Annotated in this window: 24 protein-coding genes; all 24 read right to left on the bottom strand. The window is 40.3% G+C overall.

Going from position 1 to position 20,393, the window contains the following annotated elements:
* Positions 1 to 3: 3 nt before the first annotated feature.
* The gene (locus SM12261_RS01920) at positions 4 to 2,055 is read right to left on the bottom strand and encodes an ATP-binding protein (protein WP_233280454.1); all 2,052 of its coding nucleotides are present in this window, start codon (positions 2,053 to 2,055) and stop codon (positions 4 to 6) included.
* A gap of 78 nt (positions 2,056 to 2,133) precedes the next feature.
* Entirely contained in the window at positions 2,134 to 3,297 is a 1,164-nt protein-coding gene (locus SM12261_RS01915) for a DNA cytosine methyltransferase (RefSeq protein WP_078228334.1), read from the bottom strand.
* A gap of 75 nt (positions 3,298 to 3,372) precedes the next feature.
* Positions 3,373 to 6,024, bottom strand: a complete 2,652-nt coding sequence (locus tag SM12261_RS01910; RefSeq protein WP_078228336.1) for a valine--tRNA ligase — start codon at positions 6,022 to 6,024, stop codon at positions 3,373 to 3,375.
* Positions 6,017 to 6,595, bottom strand: a complete 579-nt coding sequence (locus tag SM12261_RS01905; protein ID WP_078228337.1) for an AAA family ATPase — start codon at positions 6,593 to 6,595, stop codon at positions 6,017 to 6,019. The genes SM12261_RS01910 and SM12261_RS01905 overlap by 8 nt, the downstream gene beginning before the upstream one ends.
* Complete coding sequence (locus SM12261_RS01900) at positions 6,595 to 7,155, bottom strand: GNAT family N-acetyltransferase (RefSeq protein ID WP_078228339.1); 561 nt, start codon at positions 7,153 to 7,155, stop codon at positions 6,595 to 6,597. Before SM12261_RS01900 ends, SM12261_RS01905 begins: the two co-directional genes overlap by 1 nt.
* A 280-nt stretch (positions 7,156 to 7,435) precedes the next feature.
* A complete protein-coding gene (locus SM12261_RS01895; protein WP_078228340.1) occupies positions 7,436 to 7,831 on the bottom strand; it encodes a helix-hairpin-helix domain-containing protein in 396 nt (131 codons plus the stop codon).
* A gap of 95 nt (positions 7,832 to 7,926) precedes the next feature.
* On the bottom strand, positions 7,927 to 8,181 hold the full coding sequence (locus SM12261_RS01890; protein ID WP_078228342.1) for a DUF1912 family protein: 255 nt from the start codon (positions 8,179 to 8,181) through the stop codon (positions 7,927 to 7,929).
* Positions 8,182 to 8,190: 9 nt separating this feature from the next.
* A complete protein-coding gene (locus tag SM12261_RS01885) occupies positions 8,191 to 9,525 on the bottom strand; it encodes a DUF438 domain-containing protein (RefSeq protein ID WP_078228344.1) in 1,335 nt (444 codons plus the stop codon).
* Entirely contained in the window at positions 9,525 to 9,758 is a 234-nt protein-coding gene (locus SM12261_RS01880) for a DUF1858 domain-containing protein (protein WP_000368739.1), read from the bottom strand. The genes SM12261_RS01885 and SM12261_RS01880 overlap by 1 nt, the downstream gene beginning before the upstream one ends.
* Before the next feature lie 417 nt (positions 9,759 to 10,175).
* Positions 10,176 to 10,358: a hypothetical protein gene (locus tag SM12261_RS01870; RefSeq protein ID WP_000522923.1), complete on the bottom strand. Its 183-nt coding sequence runs from the start codon at positions 10,356 to 10,358 to the stop codon at positions 10,176 to 10,178.
* A gap of 211 nt (positions 10,359 to 10,569) precedes the next feature.
* The gene (gene rbfA / locus SM12261_RS01865; protein ID WP_001273601.1) at positions 10,570 to 10,920 is read right to left on the bottom strand and encodes a 30S ribosome-binding factor RbfA; all 351 of its coding nucleotides are present in this window, start codon (positions 10,918 to 10,920) and stop codon (positions 10,570 to 10,572) included.
* Positions 10,921 to 11,171: 251 nt separating this feature from the next.
* Complete coding sequence (gene infB / locus SM12261_RS01860; RefSeq protein ID WP_000039186.1) at positions 11,172 to 13,964, bottom strand: translation initiation factor IF-2; 2,793 nt, start codon at positions 13,962 to 13,964, stop codon at positions 11,172 to 11,174.
* Between the two features lie 16 nt (positions 13,965 to 13,980).
* Complete coding sequence (locus tag SM12261_RS01855) at positions 13,981 to 14,280, bottom strand: YlxQ-related RNA-binding protein (protein ID WP_001041390.1); 300 nt, start codon at positions 14,278 to 14,280, stop codon at positions 13,981 to 13,983.
* Entirely contained in the window at positions 14,273 to 14,566 is a 294-nt protein-coding gene (gene rnpM, locus SM12261_RS01850; protein WP_000857567.1) for an RNase P modulator RnpM, read from the bottom strand. The genes SM12261_RS01855 and rnpM overlap by 8 nt, the downstream gene beginning before the upstream one ends.
* 21 nt (positions 14,567 to 14,587) lie before the next feature.
* Positions 14,588 to 15,724: a transcription termination factor NusA gene (gene nusA, locus SM12261_RS01845; protein WP_000032285.1), complete on the bottom strand. Its 1,137-nt coding sequence runs from the start codon at positions 15,722 to 15,724 to the stop codon at positions 14,588 to 14,590.
* A 43-nt stretch (positions 15,725 to 15,767) separates the two neighbouring features.
* Positions 15,768 to 16,247 (bottom strand): ribosome maturation factor RimP, encoded by a 480-nt coding sequence (rimP, locus tag SM12261_RS01840; RefSeq protein WP_000338691.1) that lies wholly within the window; start codon positions 16,245 to 16,247, stop codon positions 15,768 to 15,770.
* Between the two features lie 126 nt (positions 16,248 to 16,373).
* A complete protein-coding gene (gene trmB / locus SM12261_RS01835; protein ID WP_001266106.1) occupies positions 16,374 to 17,009 on the bottom strand; it encodes a tRNA (guanosine(46)-N7)-methyltransferase TrmB in 636 nt (211 codons plus the stop codon).
* Complete coding sequence (ccrZ, locus tag SM12261_RS01830) at positions 17,006 to 17,800, bottom strand: cell cycle regulator CcrZ (RefSeq protein WP_000362999.1); 795 nt, start codon at positions 17,798 to 17,800, stop codon at positions 17,006 to 17,008. The genes trmB and ccrZ overlap by 4 nt, the downstream gene beginning before the upstream one ends.
* A gap of 160 nt (positions 17,801 to 17,960) precedes the next feature.
* The gene (locus SM12261_RS01820) at positions 17,961 to 18,572 is read right to left on the bottom strand and encodes a CPBP family intramembrane glutamic endopeptidase (RefSeq protein WP_000394026.1); all 612 of its coding nucleotides are present in this window, start codon (positions 18,570 to 18,572) and stop codon (positions 17,961 to 17,963) included.
* A gap of 30 nt (positions 18,573 to 18,602) precedes the next feature.
* Positions 18,603 to 18,851 carry an immunity protein BlpZ gene (blpZ, locus tag SM12261_RS01815; protein ID WP_000276515.1) on the bottom strand — a complete coding sequence of 83 codons (249 nt, stop codon included), beginning with the start codon at positions 18,849 to 18,851 and terminating at the stop codon, positions 18,603 to 18,605.
* A gap of 58 nt (positions 18,852 to 18,909) precedes the next feature.
* The gene (locus SM12261_RS01810) at positions 18,910 to 19,314 is read right to left on the bottom strand and encodes a hypothetical protein (protein ID WP_000717993.1); all 405 of its coding nucleotides are present in this window, start codon (positions 19,312 to 19,314) and stop codon (positions 18,910 to 18,912) included.
* Between the two features lie 28 nt (positions 19,315 to 19,342).
* Positions 19,343 to 19,663: a hypothetical protein gene (locus SM12261_RS01805; protein WP_000645118.1), complete on the bottom strand. Its 321-nt coding sequence runs from the start codon at positions 19,661 to 19,663 to the stop codon at positions 19,343 to 19,345.
* A 14-nt stretch (positions 19,664 to 19,677) separates the two neighbouring features.
* Positions 19,678 to 19,905: a bacteriocin class II family protein gene (locus SM12261_RS01800; RefSeq protein ID WP_001093254.1), complete on the bottom strand. Its 228-nt coding sequence runs from the start codon at positions 19,903 to 19,905 to the stop codon at positions 19,678 to 19,680.
* 20 nt (positions 19,906 to 19,925) lie between these two features.
* Positions 19,926 to 20,330, bottom strand: a complete 405-nt coding sequence (locus tag SM12261_RS01795; protein WP_000846948.1) for a hypothetical protein — start codon at positions 20,328 to 20,330, stop codon at positions 19,926 to 19,928.
* Positions 20,331 to 20,393 lie beyond the last annotated feature (63 nt).

The raw sequence follows: 20,393 nt of genomic DNA, 5'->3' as shown, positions 1-20,393 counted from the left end.
TTTCTAATTATCACCTAATTCAATTATAAAGCTTGTTTCTTCCGTATTTGAAACCACTTTAATTTCCCATTTAAATTTTTTACAAGTTTGTCTAATTATGTACATTCCAACTCCTGTTCCATTTTCTTTAGTAGTAAATCCTAATCTAAAAATATCGTCCTTATTTACTATTTCAGAAGATAATGGCTTATTAGAAGTTATAACTAATCTATTTTCTTCATCTATGAATTTAAATATAATTTTGTCTGCTAGTTGATCCATAGCATTTATAATAAAATTATCTAGTATCATACCTAAATCAAAAATATGTACTCTGGAAGTATGAGGATTATTTGAAAAATCAATTATAATCTCTAAATTTTTATAAGACAGACTGTTTAAGTAACTCTTTATATAACTTTTGACATTAATGTATTTCCTTCCTTTTACTTCCGAAGTATTTAATTTGAGAATTTGGTTTTTTATTGTAAATAATTTTCCAGAAGATTTTTTTAGACTAACAACATACTCGCTCACTCGTTCAAAATCATCTGTCGATTTAAAATCTGCAACAATTTTTTTATTTACTGAATCTATGTTTTTATACACTCCAGTTAATTCATGAGCCAGCAAATTTTGTTGCGCAGAATTATTACTTCCAATTAAAACATCCTTTCTTTTACTTTCCTCCTCTGCTATGTCTCTAGCTATTTCTGCTTCTTTTTGTTTTGTCTCTGCCAATTTTCTAGCTAAATCAGCCTCCTGACGTTGCTGTTCTGCAATTCTTTTATTTTCTTCTGCTTGCTTCCTTTTTTCCTCTGCAAGTTGCTCTTTTCTTTCTGATTTCTCTTTTTCTTCTTGTCGAATTTTTTCCACTTCTTTGCGAACTACACCACCAACATTAACACGTTCACTTATCAACTTATTAACAATTGGTTTTAGCAGTTCAATCAATAAAGTTATCCTTTCATCATTTCCTGATAATCCTTCACGATTTGAAGTTGAAATATCCTCCAAATAATCATTGTCTAAAATATCAAATGAGATTTCCCCTTCTATATAATTACTAAATGCTTGAGTATTATTTAACTGTGGCATAAAATCTGATACTGCCAATTTATCTCTAACATAAAGTCTTAGCTGATTAGCCTTATAAACAGAATTCCTTATAAATCTATTATTGGGATCATTTTTTGTATTTTCAGCTGCTTCCACCATATTAATTGTACTGTGGATTCCTATCCAACCAGTTAATTCATAATTAAATTCCTTTGCATATCCTTGTAAAGTTATAAATTTTCTTTTTCCTTTTAAATTTATTTTAGTAATATCTGATGGATTTAATTTTTTTACCTTACGTAATTTGTTGGATACTTGTTCTAAATCTGCATTTATTTTCACTGAGTCATTTAACAATTTGTTTTCAACGATACCTTCAGAAGTTTGAAAAAAAGCATACAAATTTTTAAATCCAATTACTTTAGAAACTTTTGAAAATTCTATCTTCTGTTTTGCTTTAGTCTTGTACGCCACTTCGATAACTGCACCAATATTGTTTAACAAGTAATAATTAGCCAAATTCATCTTTAAAGAATCTAGCTTTCCCTCTGCAAATCCAGCTAAATTAACTCCAACCGATTTTATCAAAGTCCCCGACTCAAACGAATCCCAAACACTTCTATTTTCAATAGATACATCATTAATGTCAACACGAATTAATTCAGGAATATCGCTATCAGATGCATTTGTAGAGTCTAACATCCAAGCTGTTTCAGTTCCTCCCTTCTTAGAAACTATATAATATTTTTTTGACAAAAATAATGTCGCTAATTTTCCTATACCTTTTCTTCCCTTTGTCTTCTCAGAGAATTCCTCGTTTGATATACGTCTATTTCTACCAATCAAGGCGTACTTAGTAGATAAATCTTCATAGCTCATTCCACTGCCATTATCTAAAATCTCTAATATCGAATTCTCTTTATCGATAGATTCTATATAGAGCTTGACATTTGTTGCACCAGCATCTAAACCATTAGCTATTAATTCAGATATTGCGCTCCAATTATTAGTATACATTTGCTTTCCTAACAAGTTTAAAGCAAAATAAGAGAAGTTAAATGGGATACTATTAGTTTCTATCATAATCAAACGCCTTTATAATTTATTTTCCTCGAAAAAATTTTTTATTCTATTAGCCAGATGAATACTCAAAATAGGGGGGACAGCATTCCCAATTTGAGTATTGATAGCTTGCAATCCACCTACAAATTTATAATTATCTGGAAAAGATTGAATTCTTGCCCCTTCTCTAGCCGTCAAAGCTCGGTTTTGTTCAGGATGAATGCAACGAAGAGAGGATGGTGTTGACAAATTATTTGTAATAGTAGTAGAAGGTCTATCCCACCACAATCTACCGTAAGTATTATTATAGCCAGAAGTCAGGTATAAATCTTTATCTAAAATACCATCTTCTACCATCCTATTAATATCGTTTTTTCCTTGCCCCTCTTCAAGAGCTCTCATTATTTTTTGTAATCTCTCACCATGATTTCGACTAACATGATTAAGTAGCTCGGTTTGATTTCCTTTTAATAAAGCTTGGTACTCTGTTCTTGGTTCACATATATAATTATTTTTTTGTTCATTATTTCCTAATATAGGTAAATCACTAATTGCATCTCTTAATGTAATTTCATTGTTTAGGGTAGTTTCTTCTGGGAATGTCCACTCGAACTTAATTTTTAAATCCTTTCTTATTCCTATCAAAAAAACACGTTCTCTATTTTGAGGAACACCAAAATCTTTTGCATTAATTAATTTAGTAAAAACGTCATAACCACTGACATCACCAAAGCTTGATAAATCATTAAAACTTTCTTTTACATTTCTAATGATTGGGCCGTTCTGTTCATTTTTCATAGTTAAAAGTCCAAAAACATTTTCAAAAACAAACATCTTAGGTTGGATAAAAGAAAGTATTCTTCGATATTCTCTATACATTTTAGCTCTTTTATCATATTGTCTCTTACCAACCGTACTAAATGACTGACAAGGTGGTCCACCAATAACTAAATCAACTCTTTTTGAACTGATTCCTTTGGATTTTAAAAAATGTTCATCTATATTAGCAATATCTTCCTCAATCATAGTAACTCTAGGATAATTTTGTCTGAAAGCTTCTGCTGCATCATGATTGAATTCATTTGCAAATCTAATGTTAAAGTCATTTCTGGAAACAAATTTATTATTTTTAATTGTATTCTGAAAGCCAAAAGTCAATCCTCCAGCACCAGAAAATAAGTCTACAACTTCTATCATTTCTTACCTTTTTTCAAAAAATATTCTCATTTTTCATTATACCAAAAAACACGGTTTATCACCGTGTTTCTATGTTTATTTCACCAACTTCTTCATCTCATCAATACGTGCTACGGTCGCATCATATTTCGCTTGGTAGTCAGCTTGTTTGTCACGTTCTTTTTGGACGACTTCTGGTTTGGCATTGGCTACGAAGCGTTCGTTAGAGAGCTTCTTGCCGACCATGTCCAGTTCTTTTTGCCATTTAGCCAGTTCCTTGTCGAGACGAGCTAGTTCTTCTTCGACATTTAGGAGATCTGCGAGTGGCAGGTAGATTTCTGCTCCTGTGATGACACTTGACATAGCGAGTTCAGGTGCAGGGATGTTTGATGCGATTTCCAAGTGTTCTGGATTTGTGAAGCGTTTGATGTAGTTGACATTGCTGTTAAAGAAGGCTTCCAAGTCGCTATCGCTTGTCTTAACAAGGATGGTGATTGGCTTACTTGGTGCTACGTTTACTTCCGCACGCGCATTACGAACGGCACGGATCAAGTCTTTGAGGCTCTCTACACCTGTGTGAGCAGCGAGGTCTTCAAAGGCTGGATTAACAGTTGGGTATTCTGCTGTCACGATAGAGCCTTCTGAGATTTGCCCAAAGATTTCCTCTGTCACGAATGGCATGATTGGGTGAAGGAGACGAAGAATCTTGTCCAAAGTATAAAGGAGAACAGAACGTGTGATAACTTTCTCTTCTTCATTATCGCTGTAAAGGACTTCCTTAGTCAACTCAACGTACCAGTCCGCAAACTCATCCCAGATAAAGTTGTAGAGGATGTGACCAGCCACACCAAACTCAAACTTGTCAAAGTTGGTAGTTGCTTTTCCGATGGTTTCATTGAGGTTGTGGAGAATCCAGCGGTCTGTGACATTACCAGCTTCCTTGTTGACAACTTTTTCCACATTGGCAGTTGCTTGCTCAAGGGTCAAGCCTTCATTGTTCATGAGGATGTAGCGAGAGATGTTCCAGATCTTGTTAATGAAGTTCCATGAAGCATCCATTTTCTCGTAAGAGAAGCGCACGTCTTGACCTGGTGCAGAACCGTTTGAAAGGAACCAACGCAGGCTATCTGTTCCGTACTTATCAATAACATCCATCGGATCAATCCCATTGCCCAGTGATTTAGACATCTTACGGCCTTCCTCGTCACGAATCAGACCATGAATCAATGCATTTTTGAATGGCGATTTGCCAGTAAATTCCAAACCTTGGAAAATCATTCGAGATACCCAGAACGGGATAATATCATAACCAGTCACCAAAGTTGATGTTGGATAATAACGTTTGAAGTCTTCTGAGTCGACATCTGGCCAGCCCATGGTAGAGAATGGCCAAAGGGCAGAACTGAACCAAGTATCCAAGACGTCTTCGTCCTGAGTCCAACCGTCGCCTTCTGGAGCTTCTTCGCCGACATATATTTCACCCTCAGCATTGTACCAAGCAGGGATTTGGTGACCCCACCAGAGCTGACGAGAGATTACCCAGTCGTGAACATTTTCCATCCATTGGAGGAAGGTATCGTTGAAACGAGGTGGGTAGAATTCTACCTTGTCCTCTGTGTCTTGGTTGGCAATAGCATTCTTAGCCAATTGGTCCATCTTAACGAACCATTGAGTAGACAAGCGTGGTTCAACCACAACACCTGTACGCTCTGAGTGACCAACACTGTGGACACGTTTTTCGATTTTAACGAAGGCACCAATTTCTTCCAACTTGGCAACGACTGCCTTACGAGCTTCAAAACGGTCCATACCTGCAAACTCGAAGGCAAGCTCATTCATAGTTCCGTCGTCGTTCATCACGTTGACTTGTGGCAAGTTATGACGTTGACCAACCAAGAAGTCGTTTGGATCGTGGGCAGGCGTGATTTTCACGACACCAGTACCAAACTCAGGGTCTGCGTGTTCGTCTCCAACGATTGGAATCAGTTTATTAGCGATTGGAAGGATGACATTTTTACCAATCAAGTCCTTGTATCGGGGATCTTCTGGGTTGACCGCAACCGCAACGTCTCCAAACATGGTCTCAGGACGAGTTGTCGCCACTTCAAGGGCGCGTGAACCGTCTTCCAGCATATAATTCATGTGGTAGAAGGCACCTTCGACATCCTTGTGAATCACCTCGATATCAGAAAGGGCTGTGCGAGCTGCTGGGTCCCAGTTGATGATAAACTCACCACGGTAAATCCAGCCTTTCTTGTAAAGGTCCACAAAGACCTTGCGAACAGCTTTTGACAAGCCTTCATCAAGAGTGAAACGCTCGCGAGAGTAGTCGACTGAGAGCCCCATCTTGCCCCATTGTTCCTTGATGGTAGTGGCATATTCGTCTTTCCATTCCCAGACCTTATCGAGGAATTTCTCACGACCTAGGTCATAACGTGTAATGCCCTCTCCACGCAAGCGCTCCTCAACCTTAGCCTGAGTGGCAATCCCCGCGTGGTCCATACCAGGAAGCCAAAGCGTATCAAAACCTTGCATACGTTTTTGACGGATGATGATATCTTGAAGAGTCGTATCCCAAGCGTGACCAAGGTGAAGCTTACCAGTTACATTTGGTGGTGGAATCACGATTGAATAAGGCTTAGCTTTTTGATCGCCTGAAGGCTTGAAAACATCAGCATCAAGCCATTTTTGGTAACGACCAGCCTCAACCTCGGCTGGATTGTATTTAGGTGAAAGTTCTTTAGACATGTGTGTGTCCTTTCTCTATTGTATTCATTTTATCTTGAATCTGCTTAGCAGCTTCTTCTGCAGACAAATTCGTATTATTTATTTTAAAGTAGTGGTGCAACTCATTCAGTTGATGCTGGGAATTTAATTGAAGTGTTTCAGCGGTCTCTAAAATTTCTCTTTCAGATACCTCAATATGTCGTTTCAAGGGTTTGTGCTTCAACCGGTTCTCCGTTCGATTTCTATGTAAGCGTTCTTCAAGGCTTGTTTCCAATTCAACAAAAAGAATCTCTTGATGATAGTCATTCAACAAATCTTGAATTTGCTTCAAATACATCAGCTGGTACTGATTTGAAAAATCAATTACGTCTGTTAAAATTACTGATCGCTGATTTCTTGCACTTGCTCCAAGGAAAGAAAAGGTAATTCCACGAACAAATTCCCACATCTCCTCTGTATAATCCTGATAGATTTCTAGTGCAAAATCGATGGCTTGATGGTTATAAAATAGGGTAGCATCCGTCAGTCGAGACAGTTCTTGACCAATCGTCATTTTTCCTGAGGCTGGAGCACCAATGATGAAAAGATGCATCAAATCACCTCCCACTCACTTCTCAGCAAACCATATATCAGACTGTCACAGCGGTTTCCTTGAACATCCTTTCTGTCTCTTATTCGAGCTTCGAGGGTAAATCCAAGCTTCTCTGCGACTCGTTGACTTTGGACATTGTATCCAAAACAAGTCAGTTCAATCTTGTGAAGATCCAAATCTTTAAAGGCTAAGTCAATCAAGGCAAGCGCTGCTTCTGGTACATAGCCTCGACCCCAATAGTCTGGATGCAAGGTATAGCCAAGCTCTAGCACATCATCCTCATAGCGGTGGTTGAAGTCAACCGAACCAATGACTTTATCTGTTCCTTTGACGACAAGCCCATAGCCAGCTGGGAGATTTTCCTTTTGATTGCGTTCTGGAAGAATATGCTCCAGATAATAAATCTCATCTTCCAAGGTCTTGACGGGCGGAAATCCTGCTGGATAGGCGACCTCTGGGAGACTAGCGTAGGCATGAATATCTTCGGCGTCAGTCACTGTACGAACTCGCAAGACGAGCCGTTCGGTTTCTAAGCGTTCTGGTAATTCAGCTCTTGACATTCTTCTCACCTCACTTTCTACAAAAAATCGCCCCTGCCATCTACATGACAGGGACGAATGTATTTATCCGCGGTACCACCCAATTTCGGGCAGTTGCCCGCAACTCTCGTCTTTAAAACAAAAAGACACTTTTATTTCAATTTTTCATCCATTAGCAACTAGTTTTGACACATTTGTGGACTTCTCAGCTCCGCCACTTTCTGTAAAATGCGGGATTCAAAACACCTCTAATGTCTCTATTGTAGCAAGATTTTGACGGAAATGCAAGGCACAAGAAAGATTACTTGAACTTGATGCCATTTTCCTTCAATTTCTTGATGGTAGCTGGGCCAATTCCTTTCAAGGCAAGGAGTTCTTTTTCAGTCCAATTTTTGAAATCTGAAGCAGACTTGATGCCTTCATCATAGAAAGTTTTGGCACGGTCAAGTGGAAGTCCACCCAAGTTTGCTGCAAAATCTTCTACAGAACTGGCTACTTTTTGAGCTTGTTCTTTAGTAGCTTCTACTGCTTGTTCAACTTTTTTAGAAACAGCCTTACCAGCTTGGCTTGCTGACTGCTCTGCACATTTCACGACTTTTTTTGTCTCTTCTACAACCTTAGTCACAGTACTTGAAAAGGCACCTGCACGACGGAGGCTATTTCGTAATTGTTTTTTACGATTGAGTTTCTTTGACATGATAAAATCCTTTCAATAAAAAATCCCTGTTCTGACAAGGATTTAATAAAAATATTTTATCAAGATTTTAGTGAAAAATCAAGAACCTTTCTCGTTTAATAATTTCGCTCACCAAACAAGCCATCTGGTAAATCATGGAATTCCTTGCCTGCTTTGAAGTTTTCAAACTTACCAAGCAAGAACTGATAAGCATCCAAACGGCTTTCGTAGCGAATCATGGCATCTTTGGCACGCTCGTCTTGGTCTTCTTCGTAGACTTTTTGGCTTTCCTTGTGCGCCATGTCGTTAATCATGATCTGGGTATTGACCCAAGCTTCAAATTCCTTCATAAATTCTTGTTCGTAACTCATTTTTTCTCCTTATTCTAATCCACGGAAATAGTCCGTGTCAATCTCACGGTAGGGTTGAATATCCTGAACATACTCCAACACACCTTGGAATTCTCCGTTTTCATCGTGCACTGCTGCGTAGGTGATGTGGACAAACTTGCCTCGCGACTCAGACTTGAACCACATTTCATACTTGTCTTTGCTTCCCTCACGAAGACCCTTCATGATGGTCTTGACCTTGTCCAAGTACTTAGGTGGATGACAGAGTTCAACATTGCGCCCAACTTGGGACGGCGTCCGTTTGAAAATCATCTCATCAGCCGGCGCATTGTCATTGTAATACTGGAAAATATCATCTTTATTGACAAAGGTAATCTCCATAGGGAGGTGATTGAGAATGAGATTAGCCTGCTCGACTGAAAGATAGCCATTGCCAAAAGCCTGTTGACTATGGCGGTCCAAAGCTGATTCCTTTTCTTTAGGGGTAAAGGTAATGGTAAACTGTCCTTCTGGCGTATCGATAACCTGCTGAACTTGTCCCTCTGCCGTATCTAGCTGAATAGGCTCCTCTGCAATCTTTTCCTCAACAAAACTCTGTCTTTCTGGCACCCATTTCTCAGACGGACGGATGATGGCATAACCATAGGTGTCGCTCTCCTCCGCAATCTGAAGCCAGTCATCCTGAGTAAAGGACTCAAGGAGAATCATGAGGAGGATGGATTCTTCCTTGAAAATCATACTTTCAAACTCTGTCGCAAAGGCTTCAAAAGTATCTTTTACAGTGGAAATCGACACTTCAGGTAGTGACTTGGCTGTCGCTAAAGCTGTTTGAAAGAGTTCCCTGATCTGATCATCCACTCCCCACATAACTTTTGGAGGTGAATCGTGTCCATAGCGCTCCATGATAGGAAAGAAAAGTTCTTCCTTACGTTGGTAATGGATATCAAATTGACCCACAAGTCCCATCTGACGGACCAAACCCTTACGCATCTCCGCCAGCATTTCCTCGTCTTCCATAGACTCATAGGTATCTAGCAATCTCCGAATGCGAATTAAGGCAGCACGGAGAGCCAGATTTTCTTCCTTGAAGACACGAACGGGGTGGCCAGGATGCTCAGTATCTGCAACTTCGACACCCTTAACAGCATTTTTAAAAAGATTGGCATGGACATCACAAAGTTCCATAACATCTTCAAAGGTGACACCTGAGTCTGAGTTCATCAGCTCGTGCTCCATAAGGGAAATCTCGATGGCTGAAACACCTGTAAAGGTCGCATCAAAGCGCTCCTGAACCGACTCAGGAGAGGCGCCATTGTGCAATTCTAACAAAATATCCCGTAGGATATGAATTCGCTCATCTGCCATTAGTCTAATCCAATCACTTCGTAGCCATTTGCTTCCAGTGTGCGGACAATCTTGTCCATAGGAGTCCCTTCCAGCTTAGAACCCTGCTTAAGCGATACTTTGCGACCGACTGTGTTGCGCATCAAGGGGTTAGCAAGTGGTTTAAAACCGAGTTCCACTAGGATTTCCAAGACTTCTGGATGCTTGTCCACCACTTCTGCAACAGGAATTGACACATCGATGATATTGTCCATGACGACCTCCATTGTATGTTCTAATACTCAATGAAAATCAAAGAGCAAACTAGGAAGCTGGCCGCAGGCTGCTCAAAACAGTGTTTTGAGGTTGTGGATAGAACTGACGAAGTCAGTAACCATACCTACGGCAAGGCAACGCTGACGTGGTTTGAAGAGATTTTCGAAGAGTATAAAATGATTTTACTGCTTATATTATACCATATGGAGAGAGATTAAAAAACTAGCAGTACAAGACCTGCTAGTTCCCCACGACTTGGATGACCATCTAAATAAGTTTAAAGAGCCAATCCAATATCTTAAATAATATCTTATAGAGTAGCAATTGGACTGCAAAAGAGATGATCATCCACAGGAATTTCATAATTCCAATAATTGGTTTGATAAAAAGAATAGCAAGAATCGCCCAGAAAAATTTCATTCTCTCTCCTCTGGCTTGATGAGCCACCGAGCCGTATCCATTAACTTGTCTGCAATAAAAAGTTTCCCCAGACCAACAACGACATGGTCATCTTTCTTTATCGTTTTCATGACTTTTACACCTTGCATGGTCAAAAAGTAATTCCCGTAAGTTTTAGCTAGAATTTTTATGAGTCCCATATTATCTTTCCTCGTTTAACTACACTTTCAAAATGATATCGATACCAGCCTTGTTGCCTATTTCTGAAAAATCGTTCTCTCTCACTCTTTTTATTTCCTATAATATCATACAAGTTGAATTTTATAAAGCTTTTTAATATAACTCTGGAAATATTCCGCCAGCATGTTTTATTGCCTTTTCCCCCACAAAAAAGAGGGTTTCCCCTCCTTTTTAGTTCTTATCCAGATTGCGTAGCATCTCGTCAATCTTGTTTCCATATTCGATGGATTCGTCTTTGACGAAAGTCAAATCTGGGATTTTGTACAATTTCAAATTGCGACCAAGTTCACGTTTGATAGTACCAGTTGCTTTTTCAAGCCCGATTTGGGCTTTTTGATTATCTGAAGCAAGGTTACTCAAAATGGTATAGTAAACCTTGGCAACAGACAAGTCACCTAGCATCTGAACATCTGTGATGGTCACACCTTGGACACGCGGATCACGGACTTTCTTTTGCAAAATCTCATTGACTTCACGCTTGATTTCCATGCCCACACGATCCGTACGAAAATGATTTGCCATGATATTCCTTTCTCTACTTTGAACCAAAAGCTAGGCCAGCAGACCTAGCTATTTTTAAATTTATTGATTTTCATTTCAAATTGGAACGAAGTTCAATTTGAAATCATCTGCTTCTTTCGCCGTGGTGAAAGTGATGGAACTGATTTATCAGTCCCATCACAGGGGATTTTTGAGACTCTAGGCTCAAAAATAAGCAATGAAACCATCGGTTTGCTTGCGTCCCTCACCACCTAAGAAAGGAGCAAAAAATCTTATCTCTTGATTTCTTCCATGACGTAGGCCTCAATCACATCATCAGTCTTGATATCATTGTAGCCATCGATCATCAATCCACCTTCACGACCGTTTGTAACTTCCTTAACGTCGTCTTTGTAGTGTTTCAAGCTTGCGAGTTCACCGTCATAGATAACGACACCGTCACGGATAACACGGACTTTAGAGTCACGGGTAACCTTACCATTGATAACCATGAATCCACCGATAGTTCCCACTTTAGACACCTTGAAGGTTTCACGAATAACTGCTTCACCAATAACTTTTTCTTCAAATTCTGGATCAAGCATCCCTTTCATAGCTTCTTCCATCTCTTCGATAACCTTGTAGATAATACTGTGGAGACGGATCTCAACATCGTCAGCTTCTGCTTGTTGACGAGCTTGTGGTGTAGGGCGTACGTTGAAACCAACGATAAAGGCATTTGAAGCTTCGGCAAGGGTTACGTCTGATTCGTTGATAGCACCGACCGCTGAGTGAACGATAGTAACTTTAACACCTTCCACGTCTATCTTTTGAAGTGATGCAGAAAGGGCTTCAACAGAACCTTGTACATCGGCCTTGATGATGACGTTAACTGACTTGAGTTCACCAGCTTTAAGGGTATCAAAGAGGTTTTCAAGGCTAACACGTTGGGTAGCTTGACGTTGTTTCATAAGGGCACGTTTGGCACGCTCTTCACCTGCTGCACGCGCAGATTTTTCATCCTCGTAAACGGCAAAGTGGTCACCTGCCATTGGCGCTTCGTTCAAACCTGTGATTGAAACTGGTGTTGATGGTCCAGCAACCTTAACACGACGACCAAGGTCATTGGTCATGGCACGGACACGACCGAAGGTATTTCCGACAACGATTGGGTCTTGGACATTCAAGGTACCTTGTTGAACAAGAAGGGTTGCGACCGCACCTTTTCCTTTATCCAAGCGCGCTTCGATAACTGTACCGATCGCACGCACTGTTGGGTCTGCCTTGAGTTCTTGGATTTCAGCCACAAGAAGGACTGTTTCCAACAATTCTTCGATATTTTGGTTGAATTTAGCTGAGATTTCAACAAATTCAGAATCTCCACCCCAAGCTGTTGACATAACACCATGCTCTGCCAATTCACCGATAACACGTTCTGGGTTAGCACCTGGTTTATCAATCTTGTTGATAGCTACGATGATTGGAACGTTGGCCGCTTTTGAGTGGTTAATGGCTTCGATAGTCTGAGGCATAACCCCGTCATCTGCCGCTACGACCAAGATAGTAATATCGGTAACAGAAGCACCACGCGCGCGCATAGATGTAAAGGCCGCGTGTCCTGGTGTATCAAGGAAGGTAATCTTCTTACCATTTTCCACGATTTGGTAGGCACCGATATGCTGAGTGATACCACCTGCTTCACCTGTCGCAACACGAGAGTTACGAAGGGTATCTAAGAGTGTTGTTTTACCATGGTCAACGTGTCCCATGATGGTTACAACTGGTGGGCGCTCAACCAATTCATCTTCATTGAGATAACCATCTTCGACAAAGAAACGTTCGATGTCGGCATTATCCACTTCAACTTTTTGTTTGGCTTCGATACCATAATCCACCATGAGGAGTTCGATTGTTTCCCCATCCAAGGATTGGTTTTGTGTGGCCATGACACCCATCATGAAAAGTTTCTTAACGATTTCAGCTGGTTCACGTTTGATACGTTTTGCGATTTCCGCAACGGTCATACCATCTGTATATTCAAATTCTGTTGGCAATTCATGGAATTTACGCTCTGTAACAGGTTTTGGAGTCTGATTACGATTGTTCTTGTTATTGCCTTTTTTGTTCTTTTTGTTGTTATTCCAGTTACTATTCTTTTGATTTCTCACTTGATTTTGACTACTTCGATTCTTTTGTTGTTTTCTAGGACCATCGTCTTCGTGATCATAATCATCACGTTCTTTGTCTGGTCGAGCTTGTTTTTTACGACGTGTATCCACTGGCGCTTCTTTAGCTACAGGAGCTGGTTCAACCACTGCTTGAACTTGTTGCGCTTGTTCAGCTAACTTAGCCACTTCTTCAAAGATTTCCTCTGGCTCCTTGCGTTTGTTAGCTTGAGCCAAGGCTTCTTTGGCAGCCTGAGTCTGCTTGAAACGTTCCTCACTTGAACGGGCATATTCTGCATTTTGCTCTGCTTTTAGGGCTGCTGCACGGGCTTTAAAGTCAACACGTGGAGCCGCTTGATGTGGACGTTTGTCCTCTTGTTGACGACGCTCATTTCCACGATTTTGCTGACCTTGCTGTTTCTTAGCTTGGTCGTTAAAACGGCGATTGTCGCGGTTGCCTTGACCTTGTTTTCCACCATTGCGGCCGTCGTTTTTCTGACGGTTCCCGTTTTGTTGTTGGTCACGGTTATTGCTCTTGTTTTGCTTGCGTCGTTCTGCCTGCTCTTTGGCACGGGCTTCACGCTCAGCCTTGAAATTACGGCTTTGCGGTTTTGTTGCTACTTTTTCTGCCTTCGGAGCAACTGGCTCAGCCGGTTTTGCCTCTTCCTTAGCTACAGCTGGTTTAGCTGGCTCAGATTTTTCGGCTTTCTTTTCTGCACTTGCTTTTGGTGCTGCAGGTTTTGCTTCTTCTTTCGGAGCAGCTGCAGGCTTAAAGCTGGCAGCGATTTTTGCAGCGACAGCTTCTTCCACACTTGATGAGTGGCTTTTCACATCCAAGCCCAACTCTTTTGCACGCGCTACAACTTCTTTACTTTCTTTTCCAAGTTCTTTTGCGATTTCGTACAATCTTTTCTTAGACAAATCATGTCCTCCTCTTCTATTCCATAAGAGACCTCATTTTCTTTGTAAATCCAGCATCTGTCACAGCCAAAACCTTTCTTGATTTTCCGACTGCTATGCTTAATTCCAGTGTTGAAAACACGGTTACAATTTCTACTTGATAATAGTGACTTTTATCTTGAATCTTCTTGGTCAGATTGGGGCCTGCATCATGGGCTAGAAAGACCAACTTGGCCTTGCCGTCTTGAATGGCTTTAACGACCAATTCCTCACCCGATATAATTCGCCCTGCTCGCTGAGCAAGTCCCAAGAGATTGCTTATTTTTTGCTTATTCAAGTCCTAACTCTCTTCTTTTTACTTTATGATCCACATAAGCAATCAACTCGTCATAAAAGCTTTCTTCTACTTCCATGTCAAAGCTACGGTTAAAGACCTTCTTCTTTTTCGCCTCTAGGGCTTCTTTATTGTCTAGCTTGATGTAAGCGCCACGGCCATTGGCCTTGCCTGTCGGATCGATAAAGACTTGTCCTTCTTTGTTCTTGACAATGCGGAGCAAATCACGCTTATCAATCACTTCATTGGACACAACAGACTTGCGCAAAGGGATTTTTCTCGTTTTCATCTTTCCCTCCTCTAGCAGCTTTTATTCTTCTACAGTATCGTTTTCTGCTTCCAAATCTACCGAACCAGCTTCTTCCATGGCTTCAAATTCGCTAGCAGACTTGATATCGATACGGTAACCAGTCAAGTGAGCTGCCAAGCGAACGTTTTGCCCACGACGACCGATGGCAAGAGAAAGCTTGTTATCAGGAACAACCACCAAGGCACGTTTGCTGTCGTTTTCATCAAAGATAACTTGGTCAACTTCAGCAGGAGCGATGGCATTGTAGATAAATTCAGCTGGATCTGCTACCCACTCGATAACGTCGATATTTTCTTCGATTGGGACCATACGGTCGCTCTTGGCATCGTAGCGAGCTGGGTGGAATTTGCTAGTGATTTTCTTGATGTTAGCTCCACCACGTCCAACGATTGTTCCGATAGCGTCCACGTTTGGATTATGACTGCGAACGGCAACCTTAGTACGGTCACCAGCTTCACGAGCTACGCTCATGATTTCAACCGTTCCGTCATAAACTTCTGGAATTTCTTGCTCCATCAAGCGTTTGATCATTTCTGGATGGCTACGGCTAACAAAGACGTTGACACCGCGAGGGTTGTCTTCAACCTTGTAGACATAAACTTCAATACGATCATGAGAAGCAAAAACTTCTCCAGGAATTTGGTCTTGTTTTGACAATTGGGCTTCGATGCTACCGAGGTTGACATAGATAAAGCGGTTGTCAAAGCGTTCTACTGTACCAGACATGATTTCTTGCTCATGCTCTTTGTAAGTATTGTAAGTGATGGCACGTGTTTGCTTGCGCATTTTTTCCATGATGGTTTGTTTGGCAGATTGGGCTGCTACACGACCAAACTCAGCAGGTGCTTCTTCAAACTTGATTTTGTCACCAAGTTCATAGGCTGAATTAATGGCAAGAGCATCTTTCAAGCTGATTTCCAAACGGCTATCAAATACTTCATCAACCACTTCACGGACAGTATAAACGGTAAAGTCACCTGTTTTTTCGTTAAAGTCAATAGCTACGCTGTCTGATTGACCATAGCGTCTGCGATAAGCGGAACGAAGCGACTCTACTACTGCGTCGATGATATCTTCTTTTTTGATTCCCTTGTCTTCTTCCAAAATGCGGAAGGCCTCTAGCATTTCTTTACTCATGTTTTCTTCACTTTTGAATCCTCAAAAGCTATCCTTTCTTTTTCTATAATTTAACTGCTAAACGTGCTTTTGATACTAAACTGTATGGAATTTGGACAGTTTTCTTACGCGTCTTGTCCATATATTCCATGGTCAACTCGTCCTCTTCAAAGGCCAACAAGGTTCCTTCAAAGACTTTTTGCTTATCGATGGCTTGGTAGAGCCCGACATGGATGTATTTCCCAACAGCTCCAGCGACTGCATCCTTGGTTTTCAAAGGACGTTCCAAACCTGGACTGGTGATTTCTAGGAAATATTGTTCTGGGAAGGGATCCGGCTTGATAGTGTCTAGGACAGGACTGATTATTTCTGTCAAATCTGCCGTGTCGTTCAAGGTAATTCCTTCAGGTTTATCTACAAAAATACTGAGAATCATGTCACTGCCAATCTTTCCATACTCGATATCCACGAGTTCGAAAGGTGCTTGGATGACAGGTTCTACAACTTCTCTGACTAATTCTACGATTGTTGCGATTGCGTCCACCTCCTCATAAGCAAGAGGCGAAGATATTTCCCCGCCTCACTTTCTCATATTCTTACTCTTAGTATAGCACGTTTGCCAACTTATGTAAAGCAAAAGCACTTATACAGCCTGATTTCAGGCTATTTCTTAAAATTCTGCCTCAACACGGTAGATAACTTGCCCCTTGTTGGAGAATTTTTGCTCGTATTCTGTCATGACATTGCCTTCAAAATCACTGGCATGTAAATCAAGCCAGACACCATTGAGCTTCATGCCATACTGAGAAAAGCTCACTAAACTGTACTCAAACAAGCCACGATTATCCGTCTTGAAATGAATTTCTCCATTTTCAGGCAAGATACGTTTGAAGGTATCCAAGAAGGTTTTGTAGGTCAAACGACGCTTTTCATGGCGTTTTTTAGGCCAAGGATCTGAAAAGTTCAGATACAAACGATCAATCTCACCGTCTTCAAAGTAGTCAGTCAAGTCAGAACCATCTACCCACAAGAGCTTAATGTTAGGCACTCCAACTTCAAGCACCTTGTCCAAAGCGTAGCTCAAAACAGACTTTTGAATATCAATCCCGATATAGTTGATGTCAGGATTTTGCTTGGCCATACCTGAAACAAAGGCACCCTTTCCACTTCCAACTTCCACATGAATGGGATTGTCATTGCCAAACAGGTCCCGCCATTTTCCCTTGGCTCCCAAGGGATTGAGGACCACATACTGGGGATTTGCCTCTAGTAATTCTGTCGCCCCTTTACGATTTCTAACTCTCATCTTCTCTTTCCATACTTGTCTCGGAAGTGACGCAGGCCATGAATCTCCCGATTGACATTTTCTAAATCTTGGTTCATATAATACTTGGAAATCTGGCTCAAATAAGACAATTGACCGTACCAATACAATTTATTTAATACCGTTTGATTGTACTTGTAACCGTAGTAGGTCAACCATTCCTTCCACTGATGTTCTGGAATATAATGGCAGAGCATATGGGCCACATCAAACATGCGGTCGGTCAAGCGAACCGAATCCCAATCTACCAAATAAATCAAGCCACTGTCTGTCTCAATCCAATTACTATGTCGTACATCTCCATGGACAATAGTCGCATGATCCTCTCTAAATCCTGGAATAGTCTGACGTAAATCAGCCATCACTTCACTGATAAAATGATTTTTACGCAAAGCATCTGGAGCCGTTTCCTGCCAAGACTGTAGTAAATCTACAGGTGTTTCCATGGCATATCCCAACCGACTCAACTGTGTCATCAACGGACGTGAGCGATGAAGACGGGTTAAAATATTGACGATTTGTTTACGATTCATATCATAAGGGGTCAATATTTTGCCTGTCAACCATTCTTGAGCACACATATCACGCCCATCTGCCAAACGGCGACTCCATAATAATTGTGGAGCAATTTGTTCTCTAGCTAGACCAGGTAGGATTGGAGAGGTGTTCATTTTTACAAAGATACGCTTCCCATCAGGATAGCTACCCATATAAGCCTTGCCACTTTTCCCAGGTATGGGAGTCAGTGTTAGCTCATTATCACCCAAATCCATTTCTTTCCTCCGTATAAAGTTTCCTTACTATTCTACTAGTTTTTGGCCTATTCGTCAACCGCTCCACGCCCGATTCTCAAAGAAAAGCCTCTGGGGTGGCTTGGGTATCATTATAGAAAGAAAAAGGTAAGCACCGTCTTCTACTTACCTTTCATAATTTTTATAAATAATATAAGAGTGGCCAAGCATTGTAAAACATGTGAACTAGAGTAGAAACCCATAGGTTTTGGCTCTTTTTATAAGCAAAGCCCAGTAACAAGCCCCCAAGTAGATAAAAAATAAACGAAGGGACATTAGAAGGTCCATGCATAAAAGAAAAGAGAGAGGAAGTCAGTACAATCCCTAACCAAGAATTGTCAAAAACCGCACCTTGAAGAAGTCCTCTGAAAATGAGTTCCTCCTGGATGGGTCCAAAAACTGAGGAAGTCAAAATCAAAGACAGGGAAATTCCTCTGCTGACTTCCGCCAAGTGTTGAACTCCTGCGCCAGAAGAAACAGCGAAGAAATGAATATAAACTAGCGTCTCAAGAACGCTTAGAAAAAAGATTGCAATGAAAAGCAAAAGTTGTTTCTTGCTTAACATCCCAAAAGAAACCATTTCAAACTTTCTAGCATAAGTAACACTCAGCGAGGTTACAAGAAGACTTACAATAATCAATTCAGATTCATTTTGAAAAAAATCCCCGTGGTTAATCGTATAAGGAACTGTAATGACGATTAGTAGTACTAAAAATCCAAAACAAAAGGCATGAAATTTATCAAAAAACTCCATAAAACTAGCCTCCTCAACAAACAAACTTCCCTACAAGTCATCCTTTAACTCTAACCTTTCCAAAACAAACCATTTTAGCAACCAAAATCCGACCACATAGCCAGCCCCTAAGAAGATAGCCATTAAAGATAACATGGGATTTAGGAAATAAAAGACCACCACAGATACAAAGGTTAGCACAAAAACATTAAAAGCAATGGTGTCAGAAGCCAAGACCAGAATATAAGGTGTCAACCAGTCTAAGGTTTTTGAATCTAGGAAAAATAAGTGTTTATACATGATAACCTCCTCCTGCCAGTCTTTAGACTAGTCCCAGATTAAGAAGAAAACCCTTCCTCTACTTTTTATAATACTTCAAACCCCAAATGAGTAGAAGCATGATAAGCAAGCAGAGAACAGCACCAATATATGCGATTAGTTGTTGATAGAATTCTCCTGCTGTGACACCTCTATACAAACAAATAATAGACATAAAACCTGTCAAGCCGATATACATGAGTTGATTGGTTCTAGGACTAACCAAATCATCATCTTCAAACTTTCTTATCCTCATTTCTCTAGTGAGGTAAACAGTGACCAAAATAGAAGCCAAGTTAATAACCACTAAAAGAAATTGGAGAACTACGGAAAAATTTAAAAACTGACGAGATAGAAACAGATAAGTAGAGACAAGTAAGGGCAACTGACCTAAGAACAATCTCGCAAGGAAGATGTTCCGTTTTTTAAAAAATATTTTTTTCATTGCTTTCTCCATTACAATTAAATGATATCTAATCATTTTCTAAAATTTGATAACTTTTGTGAAATGTTTTAGCAGAAACAACTCTATGATTGGTGATATCTATATAATCACCTGGATAACCAAGAACATACATTCCATAACCAGCGAATCCTCCTCCAACTGTTCCAACTAGACCAAACTTGATATTAGTTGCAAGAGAAGTGTTAAGACCTGCCATTAGAATGCGCACATGATTATCCAACCAAACCATATAATTTTTTTGAAAAGCTTCCTCTACCCAACTTGGTTTAGGAGTTGCTTGACCAATTTCCCAAACATCAACAATTTGATTCCCATATTTTGCCTTCATAGCTTCAATCCTTTTTAAATACCATTACATGAGTTTGGAGTTCCCCCTATACCATAAGGACCACATGGTTTTGAAAAATGTATAATAGGCCACTTACCATTTAATTGATCCAAAATTGGAGAAGGTGCTAGCCCACCCAATAAACCAGAAAGCATATCTCCCCAACCTCCGAAACTTCCTTCAACTTTCGCAAGCATCTCAGTATCCATAACCTCAAATTGTTCCATCATTTTTGTATTCATAACAAAAACTTCATTAGCCTCTACTTTTTATAATACTTCAAGCCCCAAATGAGTAGAAGCATAATAATCAAGCAGAGAATAGCACCAATATAGGCAATTAATTGTTGATAGGATTCTCCTGCTGTGATACCTCTATACAAACAGATAATAGACATAAAGCCTGTCAAGCCGATATACATGAGTTGATTGGTTCTAGGACTAACCAAATCATCGTCTTCAAACTTTCTTATCCTCATTTCTCTAGTGAGGTAAACAGTGACTAAAATCGAAGCCAAGTTAAGAACCACTAAAAGAAATTGGAAAACCAAGGAAAAATTTAAAAACTGACGAGATAGAAATAGATAAGTAGAGACAAGTAAGGGCAACTGACCTAGGAACAGTCTCGCAAGGAAGACGTTCCGTTTTTTAGCAAGAAAAGTTTTCATTTCTTTTCTCCTTTCTTTTTAGTTAAAGCAAAATAGATCACAACCGCAATCATATAGGCTATG

This window comes from Streptococcus mitis NCTC 12261, from assembly GCF_000148585.2.
GTDB classification, from domain to species: Bacteria; Bacillota; Bacilli; order Lactobacillales; family Streptococcaceae; genus Streptococcus; species Streptococcus mitis.
The sequence above is the reverse complement of the archived record's forward strand: the minus strand, read 5'-3'. Positions and strand labels throughout refer to the sequence as shown.

Excerpts from the sequence above, each read along its gene's own strand:
- SM12261_RS01820 (WP_000394026.1), bottom strand. The coding sequence starts at position 18,572 with ATGGAGTTTTTTGATAAATTTCATGCCTTTTGTTTTGGATTTTTAGTA.
- SM12261_RS01920 (WP_233280454.1), bottom strand. The coding sequence starts at position 2,055 with ATGTATACTAATAATTGGAGCGCAATATCTGAATTAATAGCTAATGGT.
- SM12261_RS01880 (WP_000368739.1), bottom strand. The coding sequence starts at position 9,758 with ATGGACAATATCATCGATGTGTCAATTCCTGTTGCAGAAGTGGTGGAC.
- nusA (WP_000032285.1), bottom strand. The coding sequence starts at position 15,724 with ATGAGTAAAGAAATGCTAGAGGCCTTCCGCATTTTGGAAGAAGACAAG.
- SM12261_RS01800 (WP_001093254.1), bottom strand. The coding sequence starts at position 19,905 with ATGAATACAAAAATGATGGAACAATTTGAGGTTATGGATACTGAGATG.
- SM12261_RS01900 (WP_078228339.1), bottom strand. The coding sequence starts at position 7,155 with ATGTCAAGAGCTGAATTACCAGAACGCTTAGAAACCGAACGGCTCGTC.
- SM12261_RS01915 (WP_078228334.1), bottom strand. The coding sequence starts at position 3,297 with ATGATAGAAGTTGTAGACTTATTTTCTGGTGCTGGAGGATTGACTTTT.
- SM12261_RS01890 (WP_078228342.1), bottom strand. The coding sequence starts at position 8,181 with ATGAGTTACGAACAAGAATTTATGAAGGAATTTGAAGCTTGGGTCAAT.
- SM12261_RS01905 (WP_078228337.1), bottom strand. The coding sequence starts at position 6,595 with ATGCATCTTTTCATCATTGGTGCTCCAGCCTCAGGAAAAATGACGATT.
- SM12261_RS01870 (WP_000522923.1), bottom strand. The coding sequence starts at position 10,358 with ATGGGACTCATAAAAATTCTAGCTAAAACTTACGGGAATTACTTTTTG.
- blpZ (WP_000276515.1), bottom strand. The coding sequence starts at position 18,851 with ATGTATAAACACTTATTTTTCCTAGATTCAAAAACCTTAGACTGGTTG.
- SM12261_RS01795 (WP_000846948.1), bottom strand. The coding sequence starts at position 20,330 with ATGAAAACTTTTCTTGCTAAAAAACGGAACGTCTTCCTTGCGAGACTG.
- SM12261_RS01810 (WP_000717993.1), bottom strand. The coding sequence starts at position 19,314 with ATGAAAAAAATATTTTTTAAAAAACGGAACATCTTCCTTGCGAGATTG.
- ccrZ (WP_000362999.1), bottom strand. The coding sequence starts at position 17,800 with ATGGATTTGGGTGATAATGAGCTAACACTGACTCCCATACCTGGGAAA.
- SM12261_RS01895 (WP_078228340.1), bottom strand. The coding sequence starts at position 7,831 with ATGTCAAAGAAACTCAATCGTAAAAAACAATTACGAAATAGCCTCCGT.
- SM12261_RS01885 (WP_078228344.1), bottom strand. The coding sequence starts at position 9,525 with ATGGCAGATGAGCGAATTCATATCCTACGGGATATTTTGTTAGAATTG.
- SM12261_RS01805 (WP_000645118.1), bottom strand. The coding sequence starts at position 19,663 with ATGAAGGCAAAATATGGGAATCAAATTGTTGATGTTTGGGAAATTGGT.
- SM12261_RS01910 (WP_078228336.1), bottom strand. The coding sequence starts at position 6,024 with ATGTCTAAAGAACTTTCACCTAAATACAATCCAGCCGAGGTTGAGGCT.
- rbfA (WP_001273601.1), bottom strand. The coding sequence starts at position 10,920 with ATGGCAAATCATTTTCGTACGGATCGTGTGGGCATGGAAATCAAGCGT.
- rnpM (WP_000857567.1), bottom strand. The coding sequence starts at position 14,566 with ATGAAAACGAGAAAAATCCCTTTGCGCAAGTCTGTTGTGTCCAATGAA.
- trmB (WP_001266106.1), bottom strand. The coding sequence starts at position 17,009 with ATGAGAGTTAGAAATCGTAAAGGGGCGACAGAATTACTAGAGGCAAAT.